The sequence below is a fragment of the Dactylosporangium sp. CS-033363 genome (genome assembly GCF_050942475.1).
Taxonomy (GTDB): Bacteria; Actinomycetota; Actinomycetes; order Mycobacteriales; family Micromonosporaceae; genus Dactylosporangium.
Genome location: NZ_CP192032.1, coordinates 5439760 through 5452752, shown reverse-complemented (window position 1 = coordinate 5452752; position 12993 = coordinate 5439760). Strand labels below are relative to the sequence as shown.

Below are 12993 nucleotides of genomic sequence, written 5' to 3'. Positions count from 1 at the left end.
TGATCGGGGGGCACGATGGCGAGCTGGCCGCACAGCCTGCTCCGGGCCGCCGCGCCCACCCGCGGATATGCGCTGCTCTGCGCCGGTGCCGCGACGGTCACCGCGGCGCTGTTCACGGTGTTCGTCACCGGGTTCGGCGGCGACCTCGTAGGGCAGAACGTCTCCAACATCGTGCTGTTCCTGGCCGCGCTGACCGCGGGCACCGCCTGCCTGGTCCGGGCCTGGAGCGAGCGGCAGAGCGGAACCGTCGAGGGCAGCCGCCGGGTGCGCTGGGCCTGGGCGCTGGCCGGGGCGGGCGCCGTGTCGTGGGGCATCGGGCAGGCGTTCTGCATCTGGTACGAGACGATCCTGCGCCAGGAGGTCCCGTTCCCGTCGCTCGCCGACGGTGGGTACTTCTGGATGATGCCGTTCACCGCGGCCGGTCTGCTGCTGCTCCCGGTGAGCCGGCAGTCACTCGCGCAGCAGGTCCGCAGCATCCTCGACGGGCTCATGATCGCCGTCTCGCTGCTGCTCATCACGTGGGTGCTGATCCTCGGGCCGCTGGTGCGCCAGGGCGCCGACAGCAAGCTCGGGCTGCTCGTCACGCTGTGGTACCCCGGCGGTGACGTCGTGGTGCTGACGATCGTGCTGTTCATGGTCGCGCGGCTGCGCCGGGGCGGCCGGCGTCCGCTGTCGCTGCCGATGGTCGGGGCCGGGCTGGCCGCGTTCACCGTGTCCGACTCCGGGTACGCGTACCTGACGCTGCTGGACACGTACGGCTCCGGCAACGTGCTCGACCTGGGCTGGTTCACCGGGTTCGCGCTCATCTTCCTGGCCGCGCGCCGCCCCGAGCCGGCCTTCGCCGAGCAGGACGAGCACGCGCTGACCCAGCCACTCGGCGTGATGCTGCCGTACCTCGCCGTGCTCGGGGCGCTGCTGACCAGCACGTTCGAGGTGCTGCGGCACGGCAGCCACGACATGTTCATCTCGTGGAGCCGCTCCGCGATCATCCTGCTCATCGTCGGCCGGCAGCTGCTCACGCTGCTGGAGAACCGCTCGCTGACCCGCGGGCTGGAGGCGCGGGTGGAGGAGCGCACGGCCGAGCTGCGGGCGAGCGAGCAGCGGTTCCAGGCGCTCGTGCAGCACAGCTCCGACGTGGTGACGGTGATCGACGCGGCGGGGATCGTGACGTACCAGAGCGAATCCATCACGCGGGTGTTCGGCTATCTGCCGGAGCAGTTCGCCGGCATCAACCTCACCGAGCGTATGCTGGCCGACTCCGCCGAGTTGCTGGTCGCCGCCGTCGAGGCCGTGTCCGGGACCGCGTACGCGACGCGGACCATCGAGCTGCCGATGCTGCACGCCGACGGGCACCGCTGCCTGGCCGAGGTGACCGTCACGAACCTGCTCGAGGACCCGAGCGTGCGCGGCATCGTGCTGAACTCGCGGGACATCAGCGAGCGCAAGGAGCTCGAGGACCAGCTCGTCCACGAGGCGTTCCACGACGGGCTCACCAAGCTCGCCAACCGCGCCCTGTTCAAGGACCGCCTCGAGGTCGCGCTGCGCAGGCACGAGCACGTCGCGATCCTCTTCCTCGACCTCGACGGATTCAAGGAGGTCAACGACAGCCTCGGCCACGCCGCCGGCGACGTGCTGCTCATGCAGGTCGCGATGCGGCTCGGCGAGGCGGTGCGCGACGGCGACACCGTGGCCCGCTTCGGCGGTGACGAGTTCGCGGTACTGCTCGACAGCGTCGCCACCCCCGAGGACGGCGACGAGCTCGCGCGGCGGATCATCGCGTCCCTCGACGAGCAGTTCGTGCTCGAGAACCAGGAAATCCACGTGCAGGGCAGCATCGGCATCGCGCTGACCGGGCCGGACGCCCGCGACGCGGACCAGCTGATGCGCAACGCCGACCTCGCCATGTACCGTGCGAAGTCGGCCGGCTCCGGACAGTTCGCGCGCTACGACCCGGCGATGCACTCCGGGCTCGTCGAGCGCCTGCAGCTCGCGGCCGACCTGCGCCGCGCCCTGGACGCCGGCGGGGAGCTGGAGTTGCATTACCAGCCGACGATCGAGCTGCGGACCGGCACCATCGTCGGATTCGAGGCGCTGGTCCGCTGGAAGCACCCGGTCCGCGGCATGATCAGCCCGGCCGACTTCATCCCGCTGGCCGAGGCCACGGGGCTCATCCGGCCGCTGGGGCAGTGGGTGCTCGCCGAGGCCTGCCGGCAGGCGGTCGCGTGGGGCGCCGCGGACCCCGAACGCGAGCTGACGATGGCCGTCAACGTCTCCGGCGTGCAGTTCGACCAGCCGGACCTGCCGGCGATCGTCGCCGGGGTGCTCGCCACGACCGGGCTGCCGGCCGAGCGGCTGTGCCTGGAGATGACCGAGAGCGTGCTGATGACCGACACCGAGGAGAATCTCGCGGTGCTGCTCAGCCTCAAGGACATCGGGGTGCGGCTCGCCATCGACGACTTCGGCACCGGGTACTCGTCGCTGGCCTACCTGCGCCGCTTCCCGGTCGACACGCTGAAGATCGACCGCTCGTTCGTGGAGCGGCTGAGCGGGGCGACGCCGGACGCCGCGCTGGCCCGCACGATCGTGCAGCTCGGGCAGAGCCTGGGGATGTCGACGGTTGCTGAGGGTATCGAGCAGTACGCGCAGTTCCTGGCGCTGCGGCGGATGGGCTGCGACCTCGCGCAGGGCTTCTACTTCTCGCGGCCGCTGCCGGCGGCGGATGCTGAGCTGCTGCTCAAGGACAAGGCGGCGCTGGCGGCATAATGGGCCGCACCGGCGGGCCCTCGCCGGTGGCTTCGCCCGCGTCCTCGCCGGAGGCGGCGGGTTCGGGGCGGTGGTGCGGCGTGGCTCGGCCGGTGGTGTGGTGTGGCTCGGCCGTTGATCGACACGCTGTGTGACGGTCGCCGGATTGGCGAATTCCGGTAATCGGTAATCCAATAATTCGGTAATTCGGCCCGCGTGGACGCTCGATCCGCGCGGGCTGAACCTGTGCGGCGCTGTTTGCCGGTGTGACCTGATCGGCGTTACCGGGCAGCACCCGGCGGCGCACCCGTGCGGCTCCCCGCGACCTCGAATCTGGTGGCTGACCAGCAAAGACGACCAGCCCGCGTTAGGAGCCCGCTTCGATGACGGCCGCCCTCGCCGACCAGGCCCGCCTCGACCTGCCCGGGCACTGGCCCGCGGCGCTCGGGCCCCGCGCCCTCGCCAAGCTGGACGCCGCCACGCCGTTCCTGGCCGTGGATCTGTCGACCGTCGCCGCGCGGTACACCGCGTTCACCGCGGCGATCCCGGGCGTCAACACGTTCTACGCGATGAAGTGCAACTCCGCCGAGGACATCCTGGGCACGCTGGCCGCGCTCGGGTCCAGCTTCGAGGTCGCCTCGATCGGGGAGCTGCGGATGCTGCAGGAGATCGGGGTGGACCCGGCCGAGGTGCTGTACAGCAACCCGATCAAGCCGCCGCAGGCGATCGTCGAGGCGCGCAAGGCCGGGCTGTGGCGGTTCAGCTTCGACTCGGAGGGGGAGCTGCACAAGCTGGCGCAGTACGCGCCCGGCGCCGCGGTGTACATCCGGCTGCGGGTCGACGACTCGACGAGCCTGTTCCCGCTGTCGCGCAAGTTCGGGGCGGAGGCGCACGAGGCCCGGGCGCTGATGCTGCTGGCGCGGGAGCTGGGGCTGCGGCCGTACGGTGTGACCTTCCACGTCGGCTCGCAGTGCGCGACGACGAACGCGTGGCGCCAGGCGATCGCCGCCGTCGGACGGCTCATGGCCGCCCTGGAGGAGGACGGGGTACACCTGGAGATGCTCGACATGGGCGGCGGCTTTCCGTCCCGCTACGTCGAGCGGGTCCCGCCGCTGGACCAGATTGCCGGGACCATCAATGCGGCGCTCGAGGAGCTGTTGCCGTACCGTCCGGCGCTGCTGGCCGCCGAGCCGGGCCGGCACCTGGTCGCCGAGAGTGCCGTCATGGTCACCACCGTGCTCGGGCGCGAGGTGCGGGCGGGGGAGAACTGGCTGTACGTCGACGTGGGCGCCTACAACGGCATGATGGAGACGCAGCAGACGGTGCAGCAGTGGCGGTTCCCGCTGTGGACGTCGCGCACCGACCACGCGCTGGTGCCGCATCTGCCGTTCACGGTGACCGGTCCGTCGTGCGACAGCTCCGACACGATGTTCTACGGCGTCAATCTGCCGGCGACGGTCGAGGTGGGGGACCGGCTGTACATCGGGTCCGCCGGGGCGTACACGCTGAGCTACGCCAGCCACTTCAACGGCTTCGCCCCGCCCGAGCCCGTGTTCGTGGGCGGCGCGACGGGGAGCAACGCCACCGTCCAGCGCACGCCGGAAGCGCACCTCCCCGTCCAGGCGGAGACCGCGGCGGACCAGGCCTGATGACCGCGACCGATGCGGCGGCCCCGCACCGGTCGCGCCACCGCACCGACGATCCGGGCGGCCGGCGCCCCACCGGGCACCCAACCGGCCGCCCCGAGCACGTCAGCGACAACCACACAACCGTCCGCTCCGCGGGGAACGCCGGCGACACACCCGCAACCGCCGTCGCGGCCGAGAACGTCGGCCACAGGCACGCGACCGCCGTCGCGGCCGAGAACGTCGGCCACAGGCACGCGACCGCCGTCGCGGCCGAGAACGTCGGCCACAGGCACGCGACCGCCGTCGCGGCCGAGAACGTCGGCCACAGGCACGCGACCGCCGAGCATGCGACCGCGCAGCATGCGGTGGTTCAGCCCGAGGTCGTGCAGCACGCGACCGGCAAGCACGCCGGGCGTGAGGGCCTCGGGCACGAGGGGAGCCGCGCCGAACACGCGACCGGGCGTCCCGAGCACGCGAGCGGCCGCGGTTCCGGGCATCCAGCGGGCCGCCGTCGTGCCCAGCACCCAGGCGGGCGGAGGCGCGCCGGGCGGCTCCGCGAGCTGCTCGTCTCCGGCGTCGTCGACTCGTTCGGCCTGTCCCTCGGCTGGACGCTGTTCAACCTGATCGCCACCCAGCGTGGCGGCCTCGCCATGGCCGCATTGTTCAACTCGGCAATGCTGCTCGGCGTCGTACTGTCCGCGCCGGTCGTCGGGCGGCTGGCGCGGCGGTTGCACGGGCGTACGTTGCTGCTGCTCGCCGGCTGTACCGAGGCCGTCCTGCGGGTCGCCACCCTCGCGGCGCTGCTGCACGGCGTCAACGCCACCGTCATCGCGGCGGGCGTCACCGTCATGCACATCGCCGCGTACACCGGGTTCGCCGCGATGCGGGCCGAGGTCGCCGCCGTCGACGCGCGACCGAGGGCGATGACCCGCTACGCGCTGTCGATCGCGGCGGTCGAGGCGGCCGGGGCCGGGGTCGCCGCCCTGCTGCCGCTGCACACCGCGTCGCTCGCCGTGGTCTTCGCCGTGTACGGGCTCAGCCTGCTGCCGACCATGCTCACCGCCCGCCGGGCCCGGACCGCGCGGAACGTGCCGCCGCCGCGGCCGACAGGGGCGTACCAGACGAGGGTTGAACGCAGGCGCGCCGAGCACGAGGCCAGGGGCGTGCGGGTGCCGCTGCCCGTGCTCGCGGCCGGGGGCGGGATCACGCTGCTCGCGGCCGGGCCGACGCTGCTGTCCGTCGCCCTCGCGACCGAGCTGCACGGGCAGCACGCCGTCGCCGGGGCCGCGGCCGCGTTCAGTGCCGGGTGCCTGCTGTCCTCGTGGGCCGTCGACCGGGTCGGGCGGCTGCGGCTGCCGGCCGCGGTGACCTGGCCGCTGTGGGGCGTCGGCATGCTGATCGGCTGGCTGCTCGCCCCGGCGCACCTGTTCGGGCTGTTCCTGGCCCAGTTCCTGTCCGGGCTGAGCATGACCGCGTTCGAGGGCGGCATGGACGCGCGGCTGGCCCAGGCGGCGAGGCCCGGCACGGTGACGACGGTCCTGGCCTGGAGCGCCTCGACGAGGGCCCTGGGCAGCGCGATCGCCGTCCGTACGCTGCCGCTGCTGGTCGCCGCGCCGGCCGTCGGGTCTGTCGCCGGTACCGCCGCCGCGGTTCTGGCGTTGATTTCACTCACCGTGCTGGTCCGAGCAAAAAGGGGCGCATCCCCTGCCGGGGTATAAGTCCGAAATGTCGCGGCTGAGGCACGAAGCCCGACATTTCGTGAAACACCTCAAGCAGAATCGAGCGGATCGGCAAACAGCGGCTCGAAAGCCAGCTCCGCGGCCCCCAGCAGAGCCGCGTCCTGCCCGAGCTGAGGAGTACGCAGCCGCACATGCTCCCGGCAGGCCGGCAGCCCGTTGCGGTTGAGACGGGACCGGACCTGCGCCGCCGACGCGAGGTACACCTCCCGCAGCGTCCCCCCGAAGATGACCATCTCCGGGTTGAAGATGTTCACCAGGTTCGCCACGCCGAAGCCGAGCCAGTCGCCGACCTGCCGCATCGCCGCCTGCGCCGTGTTGTCGCCGCGGGAGGCCGCGTCCACCACCGCGAGAATCCCGTCCCGGCCCGCCGTCGCATTGCGGCCCGCCGCCGTGAGCAGGGCGTGCTCGCCGATCTCGGTCTCCCAGCAGCCGTGGGAGCCGCAGCTGCACGGTTTGCCGTTGGGGTTGACGACCATGTGGCCGACCTCGCCGCCGTACCCGCCGTGGCCGGTCACCGGCCGCCCGGCCGCGATGATGCCGCCGCCGACGCCCGCATCGCCGTACAGGTAGACGAGGTTGTCGCAGCCCGCCGCCGCGCCCCTCGTGTGCTCCGCGAGTGCCGCGAGGTCGGCGTTGTTGCGGACCGCCACCGCGCGGCCGTCGCCGACCAGGGCGCGCAGGGCCTCGCCGAGCGGCTGGTCGGCCCAGCCGAGCTGCGGGCCGAGGCGGACGAAGCCGTCGTCGCGGCGGACCATGGCCGAGACCGCGGCGCCGGAGCCGATGAGGCGGGCGCCGGCGGGGGCGGTGAGCTGCATCTTGCGCACGAAGTCGGCGATCGGGGCGATGACGGTGGCGGCGTCGTGCTCGCCGCGGGGGCGGGCGGCCTCGAAGCGGTCGAGCAGGACGCCGCCGAGGCCGACGCGCGCGGCGACGATGCGGTCGACCTCGACGGCGAAGGCGAAGACGTAGACCTTCTCCGACTCGGGCCGCACGACCAGCGACGGGCGGCCGGCGCGGCCCCGCTGCTCGCGGGGGACGCCCTCGCTGACCAGGCCGGCGGCGGCGAGGTCCGCGGTCAGCGCGCCGATCGTGCTGCGGTTGAGGCCCAGGCTCGTCGTGAGATCCGCACGGGACATCGCGCCGTGGAGGTGCACGGAGCGCAGGAGTGCTCCGAGGTTGCTCCGCCGGATCTCCTCCTGGCTGGGGCCAACGCGCATGCTCGGCTTTCTTCGATGGTGGTCGCGGTTAGCAGACTAGTCAGCGCAGGCCCGCCGCGGCCGCGCGCCTTCGGGTCAGCGCGTCGATGCCGGCGGCGAGGAGCAGGACCACGCCGGTGACGACGTACTTCGTGCCGGAGCTGTACTCCATCAGGCCCATCCCGTTCTCGATGACGGCCACGACCGCGCCGCCCAGCACCGCGTTGAGGACGCGGCCCTTGCCGCCGAAGAGGCTGGTGCCGCCGATGACCGCGGCGCCGACGGCGTACAGCAGCACGTTGCTGCCGCCGGTGTTCGGGTTGACGGAGGCGTCCCGGGACGCGGCCACGATCCCGCCGACCGCGGCCATGGTGGAGCAGATGACGAACACGGCGATGCGGATCGCGTCCACGTGGATGCCGGCCCGGCGCGACGCCTCGCGGTTGCCGCCGACGGCGTAGACGTGCCGGCCGAACGCGGTGCGGTTGAGCACGAAGGTGCACAGCCACAGCAGCAGCCCCAGGATCGCCACCACCATCGGCACGCCCCGCTGGGAGATGGCGTCGTTCTTGGACCGCTCCAGGTTCAGCGTCCACACGGCCGCGCCGAGCAGGACCGCGACCGTGAGCACCCGCAGCGCGATCACCGCGATCGGATCGGCGGTCAGGCCGTGGCGGACCCGGCTGGAGCGCTTCCACAGGTGCAGGGCGAGCATGGCGGCGATCGTCACGCCGTACAGGATCCAGCCCTGCAGCGGCGTGAAACGCCCGTCGAAATTGATCTTCTTGATCGTCGGGTCGTCGACGGCGACGATCGTGCCGCCCTTCATGAGCAGCAGCACGGCGCCCTGGAAGGCCAGGAAGGCGGCGAGGGTCACCACGAAGGACGGGATCCCCAGCTTGGCGACGAGCAGGCCGATCACGAGCCCGATGGCGGCTCCGGTGGCGATGGCGCCGAGCACAGCGACGTACCAGGGAAGCCCGAAGTTCGTCAGTAACACGGCCAGGACGGAGGCGCAGACGCCGCTGGCGAACCCGGCCGACAGGTCGATCTCGCCCAGCAGGAGCACGAAGACCAGCCCCATGGCGATCACGGTGACGGCCGCGCCCTGGTGCAGCAGGTTGGCGAGGTTCCCGGCGGTGACGAACTCGGGCCGGGCCACGGAGAACGCCACCACGAGGGTCAGCAGGCCCAGCACGGCGGGCAGGGCACCCATGTTGCCCCCGCGCACTTTCGCCAGATAGTCCCGGGTGTACGCCCCGAGCCCCGACGACGGATGCCCGTTCGTCCGCTCCTCCAGCAACGAGAGGCTCATACGTTCGCTCCTAGGCCGAGCATGCCGCTGCGGCCGGTGGTGATGAGCTCGACGACCTGGGAGTGGGTCACGTCGGTCGCGCGCACCTGGGCGGCCATCTGCCCGAGGTACAGCGCGGCGATGCGGTCGGCGACGGCGAACACGTCGTTCATGTTGTGCGAGATGAGCACGACCGCGAGGCCGTTGTCGGCCAGCCGGCGCACGAGTTCGAGGACCTGGGCGGTCTGGGCGACGCCGAGCGCGGCGTTGGGCTCGTCGAGGATCACGATCCGGTTGTTCCACAGGACGGCCTTGGCGATCGCGACCGTCTGCCGCTGCCCGCCGGACAGGCTGGAGACCGGCTGGCGGACCGACGCCACGGTGCGCACCGACAGGCTGGCCAGGGTCTCGGCGGCCTTCTGCTCCATGGTGATGTCGTCGAGGACCAGGCCGCGGCGGATCTCCCGGCCGAGGAACATGTTCTGGACGATGTCGAGGTTGTCGCACAGGGCCAGGTCCTGGTAGACGATCTCCACGCCGAGGGCGGCGGCGTCGCGGGGCCCGTGCACGGAGACCGGCCGGCCGTCGAACAGGTACTCCCCGGCGTCGATCGAGTAGATCCCGCCGACGCACTTGACCAGCGTGGACTTGCCGGCCCCGTTGTCGCCGACGAGGGCGGTGACCTGCCCGGCGTGGACCTGGAAGTCCACGTCGCGCAGCACCTGGACCGGTCCGAAGCTCTTGCTGAGCCCCCGGATCTCCAGCAAGGGTCGTTCGGTCACGTTGCTCCTTCAGGCCGCCGGCTCCCCAGGCGAGACCGGTACCTTACTTGATACCTGCCGCGGCGCACTTCGCGGCGAAGTCCGCCGTACAGACCTCGTCGGCCGACACGTAGCCGTCGTCGATGACGGCCCGCACGTTGTCCCTGGTGATCGCCTTGGGATCGAGCAGGATGGCGTCGACGTCGCGCTTGCCGACCCGGTCGTACACCTTGGTCGTGGTGACGCCCGTCTCACCCTTGGCCAGGGCGATCGCGAGTTTCGCGGCCGCCGCGGCCTCCCGCCGCACGTCCTTGTAGACGGTCATGCACTGGTCGCCGTTGAGGATGTTCTGCAGGCCCTGCGCGGTGGCGTCCTGGCCGGTGACCGGGATGTGGCCGTTGAGGCCCTGCTTCTTGAGCACGTTGATGGCGGCGTTCGCGAGGCCGTCGTTGGCCGCGATCACCCCGCCGATGTTGGGCTGGGCGGTCATCATCTGCTCGAAGGCGGTACCGGCACGGGTATTGTCCCACTCCTCGATCCACTGGTCGGGGCCCTTCACGTACTCGCCGGAGTCGAACTTCGGCTGCAGCACGTTGTCGTAGCCCTCCTTGAACAGCGTCGAGTTGTTGTCGGTCTGGGAGCCGTTGAGCTCGGCGACCACCGGCCGGTTGATCTTCGCGTCGGCGAGGCAGCGGACCAGGCCCTGGCCCTGCAGCGTGCCGACGGCCGTGTTGTCGAACGAGACGTAGTACCGCGCGGAGCCGCCCAGCGTCAGCCGGTCGTAGTCGATCGTGGCGACGCCGGCGTTGCGGGCCTTGTCCAGCACCGCCTTGCCGGTCCCGGAGTCCAGGTTCACGATCATCAGCACGTCGACGCCCTGCGTGATCATCTGCTCGGCGAGGGTCGTGAAGGCGCTCTTGTCGTTCTGCGCGTTCTGGATCTCGTAGTCGACGCCGGCCGCCTTGAACGCCGCGGCCAGGTACTTTCGGTCGGCCGTCTCCCACCGCGCCGAGGACTTGCTGTCGGGCAGGATGACCCCGATGCGCGGCTTGCCCCCGTGCCCGCCGGTCCCGGACACGTTCGCGGTGCAGGCGGCGGTCCCGCTCGCGACGAGGGCGCCGGTGGCCAGCAGGGACAGGATCCCTCTGCGCATTGCTCGGGTCCTTTCGGCTGATTGTTGTGTCGGGCAACGTATGGCGTGCCGTTCACCGTGACCAGTCGCGGCCCGTAACAATTGCGCAATACCTTCGTGCGCTACGGCTTTGGCACTTGTGCGCTACGGCGCCGACAGGGCGTGCACGGCGCCCGCTCTCGTGCCGAAATACAGCGAACCCTTCCATACCGCCGGGGTCGCTTCGATACAACCGCCGATCTTGTACTCCCAGAGCGCCCGCGGCTCCGCCCGCGTGTCGGAGACGTCGTAGGCGTGCATGACGCCGGTGCAGTCGCCCATGAACAGCGTATCGTCCACGATCACGGGCGACTGCCAGGTCTCCCCGCCGGCCAGGTGGAACCGCCAGCGGACCGCGCCGGTGGCCCGGTCGACGCCGAGCACGTCGCCGCCGGCCGTGTCGTAGACGGCGATGTCGCGGTACAGCGCCGGCGTGCCCCAGATCCCGCCCGGCCGCTGCGCCGGGGTGTCCTTGACCGCCCACACCACGGGGTTGTCGGGCTTGGACGGGTCGAGCTTGAGCATCTGCCCGACCTCCTTGGAGCGCGCGTTGCCCTTCTCGTACTCGGAGCCGACGTACAGGAAGCCGTCCGCGTCCACCACGATCGACGCGTCGGTGTCGTCGCCGGTCCAGAACCGGAACGTGCGCGTCGGCTCCTTGCCCGCCTTCAGCCCCGACAGGTCCCAGCCCTGCACGAGGCCGCCGGAGTTGGCGAAGTACACGGTGTCGCGGAACACGGCGACCGAGTTCTCGATCGACACGTTGTTGTCGCCGGCGTCCTTGAGCAGCTGGTCGTCCCAGCCGGGGGTGTGCCACACCAGCTGCGGGGCGACGGTGACCTTGCCGTCCGGCCCGTACCCGCGGTTGAGCTTCACGACGTGGAACTGGCTGTTCTCGCCACCCTCGAACAGGTAGTCGTCGATGATCAGCCCGGAGCCGTCCCAGTCGTCGTTCCACAGCGTCGGCTTCACCGCGTCGGCGGAGAGCTTCCACAGCTCGGTCGGGGTGGCCCGGTCCATGGCGATGACCCGGTAGTAGCCGTCGCGTGACCCGGAGTAGAGCAGCGGGAACCCGTCGGGGTCGACGGTGACGCTGCCCTTGATGATGTCGCCGGTCTTGAAGTCGGGCAGGATCCGCTCGCCGGTGGTCGCGTCCAGGAAGTGGATGTTGCGGTCGTACGCGCCGAAGACGACCCACGTCCGCCCGTCCCGCTCGAACACGGCGGGCTGCCCGGTCCAGCCGGTGCCGCACCACTCGCGGGTCTCGCCCTTGTCCGACGACATCGCGCACAGCCCGCCGCTCTTCGGGAACTGCCAGCGCTGGACCGGGGTCGTGCGGGGCACCGGGCCCTCGCCGTAGTACGTGCGGGTCGGATTGCCACGGAACGTGAGCAGGCCGTTCACCTTCGTGCCGTACGGCTTGCCGACCAGCGCCGGGTCGGACCAGCCGAGGAACGGCGGCGGCGCGGGCGAGGTGGACGCGGACGGCGGCGCGGCCGGGCCGGGGCTCGCGGCCTGGCTCTCGGCGCCCGGCTCGGCCAGGGTCTCGGCCCGTCGCAGCGCCCACGCCGTGGTGGCGACGCCGCCGACGATCAGCACGAGCATCCCGGCGATCAGCAGCCGGAACACGCCCATCCGCGATTCCATGCGGGACAGTATGGCGACGGTGATCTCGGCGCGCCGCATTGTGACGCGAAGCGGATTATGCTTTCTCGAAGTGCTGGTAGTCGGTGCCGCTCTTCCAGGCCCCGCCCCACACGAACCCCTCGGCCTGGAACGCCTTCACGGTCGCGTCCCCGGCGACGATCATCCCCGGCCGCACGTTCCCGCGGTCCAGGAACGCCTTCCCGGCCGGCGGCATGACCTGCCCCTTCGGCAGGTACGGGTTCTCGACGGTGTTGACGTCGATCGCCCGCCCGTACGCGTGGTTCGACCAGTGGCTCGTGTTCGGCACGTTGCGGCAGTTGAACGCCGACGTGTTGTCCGAGGCCATCGACGCGTCGTCACTGCCGCCGTACTGGTCGATGAGCTGCATGCTGCGGATCGGAAACCTCGCCTTGCGTAACGCCTGGAACACGCGCAGTGCGGATTCGGCGATGGCCTTGTGCACGACCAGCAGGCCGGCCTTCAGGTTCCCGTCGAAGTCCACATAGGACACGTGCACGAGCCGCAGGTCGTCGAGGCCGACGGGGCACCCGGGCCGCCACGAGACCCCGGTCATGTTGGTGCGCAGCCCGGCCGGAAGGACCTCGATGAAGTCCTCCGGGATCTGTTCCGTCTCCGGTGTACTGCCTGTGCTCGCATCCGCCCGCCCGCTCGCGCTCGCCGGGCTTGACGTCGTGGCCGAGGCCGGCGTGGTGACAGGGTCCCCGCCACACGCGCCGGCGAGCAGCCCGGCGGCAACGATGAGCGCGGCAAATCGGCGTGTTGCCGGATTTGTCGGGAACGTTGCGCGCATGGGC

General features: G+C 71.4%; 9 protein-coding genes. 3 read left to right on the top strand and 6 right to left on the bottom strand.

Annotated elements, in window-relative coordinates; translation table 11 throughout:
- Positions 1 to 15: 15 nt before the first annotated feature.
- From ACQPZ4_RS25195 to ACQPZ4_RS25185, 3 genes are all read left to right on the top strand, one after another.
- The gene (locus ACQPZ4_RS25195) at positions 16 to 2763 is read left to right on the top strand and encodes a putative bifunctional diguanylate cyclase/phosphodiesterase (RefSeq protein ID WP_433065908.1); all 2748 of its coding nucleotides are present in this window, start codon (positions 16 to 18) and stop codon (positions 2761 to 2763) included.
- Positions 2764 to 3125: 362 nt separating this feature from the next.
- The gene (locus tag ACQPZ4_RS25190; RefSeq protein ID WP_433065905.1) at positions 3126 to 4391 is read left to right on the top strand and encodes a type III PLP-dependent enzyme; all 1266 of its coding nucleotides are present in this window, start codon (positions 3126 to 3128) and stop codon (positions 4389 to 4391) included.
- Positions 4391 to 6088 (top strand): hypothetical protein, encoded by a 1698-nt coding sequence (locus ACQPZ4_RS25185; RefSeq protein ID WP_433065902.1) that lies wholly within the window; start codon positions 4391 to 4393, stop codon positions 6086 to 6088. Before ACQPZ4_RS25190 ends, ACQPZ4_RS25185 begins: the two co-directional genes overlap by 1 nt.
- 50 nt (positions 6089 to 6138) lie before the next feature.
- On the opposite strand, the gene ACQPZ4_RS25180 is transcribed toward ACQPZ4_RS25185, so the two are convergent.
- The 6 genes from ACQPZ4_RS25180 to ACQPZ4_RS25155 form a co-directional block, all read right to left on the bottom strand.
- Positions 6139 to 7326, bottom strand: a complete 1188-nt coding sequence (locus ACQPZ4_RS25180) for an ROK family protein (RefSeq protein ID WP_433065899.1) — start codon at positions 7324 to 7326, stop codon at positions 6139 to 6141.
- A 40-nt stretch (positions 7327 to 7366) separates the two neighbouring features.
- Positions 7367 to 8620, bottom strand: coding sequence for a sugar ABC transporter permease (locus ACQPZ4_RS25175; RefSeq protein WP_433065896.1), 1254 nt, complete (start codon positions 8618 to 8620; stop codon positions 7367 to 7369).
- Complete coding sequence (locus tag ACQPZ4_RS25170) at positions 8617 to 9381, bottom strand: ATP-binding cassette domain-containing protein (protein WP_433065893.1); 765 nt, start codon at positions 9379 to 9381, stop codon at positions 8617 to 8619. Before ACQPZ4_RS25170 ends, ACQPZ4_RS25175 begins: the two co-directional genes overlap by 4 nt.
- Positions 9382 to 9424: 43 nt before the next feature.
- On the bottom strand, positions 9425 to 10513 hold the full coding sequence (locus ACQPZ4_RS25165) for a sugar ABC transporter substrate-binding protein (protein WP_433065890.1): 1089 nt from the start codon (positions 10511 to 10513) through the stop codon (positions 9425 to 9427).
- 123 nt (positions 10514 to 10636) lie between these two features.
- Positions 10637 to 12178: a PQQ-binding-like beta-propeller repeat protein gene (locus tag ACQPZ4_RS25160; RefSeq protein WP_433065887.1), complete on the bottom strand. Its 1542-nt coding sequence runs from the start codon at positions 12176 to 12178 to the stop codon at positions 10637 to 10639.
- Positions 12179 to 12233: 55 nt separating this feature from the next.
- The gene (locus ACQPZ4_RS25155; RefSeq protein ID WP_433065884.1) at positions 12234 to 12989 is read right to left on the bottom strand and encodes a M15 family metallopeptidase; all 756 of its coding nucleotides are present in this window, start codon (positions 12987 to 12989) and stop codon (positions 12234 to 12236) included.
- Positions 12990 to 12993: the final 4 nt, after the last annotated feature.

Excerpts from the sequence above, each read along its gene's own strand:
- ACQPZ4_RS25180 (WP_433065899.1), bottom strand. The coding sequence starts at position 7,326 with ATGCGCGTTGGCCCCAGCCAGGAGGAGATCCGGCGGAGCAACCTCGGA.
- ACQPZ4_RS25185 (WP_433065902.1), top strand. The coding sequence starts at position 4,391 with ATGACCGCGACCGATGCGGCGGCCCCGCACCGGTCGCGCCACCGCACC.
- ACQPZ4_RS25175 (WP_433065896.1), bottom strand. The coding sequence starts at position 8,620 with ATGAGCCTCTCGTTGCTGGAGGAGCGGACGAACGGGCATCCGTCGTCG.
- ACQPZ4_RS25155 (WP_433065884.1), bottom strand. The coding sequence starts at position 12,989 with ATGCGCGCAACGTTCCCGACAAATCCGGCAACACGCCGATTTGCCGCG.
- ACQPZ4_RS25195 (WP_433065908.1), top strand. The coding sequence starts at position 16 with ATGGCGAGCTGGCCGCACAGCCTGCTCCGGGCCGCCGCGCCCACCCGC.
- ACQPZ4_RS25165 (WP_433065890.1), bottom strand. The coding sequence starts at position 10,513 with ATGCGCAGAGGGATCCTGTCCCTGCTGGCCACCGGCGCCCTCGTCGCG.
- ACQPZ4_RS25190 (WP_433065905.1), top strand. The coding sequence starts at position 3,126 with ATGACGGCCGCCCTCGCCGACCAGGCCCGCCTCGACCTGCCCGGGCAC.
- ACQPZ4_RS25160 (WP_433065887.1), bottom strand. The coding sequence starts at position 12,178 with ATGGAATCGCGGATGGGCGTGTTCCGGCTGCTGATCGCCGGGATGCTC.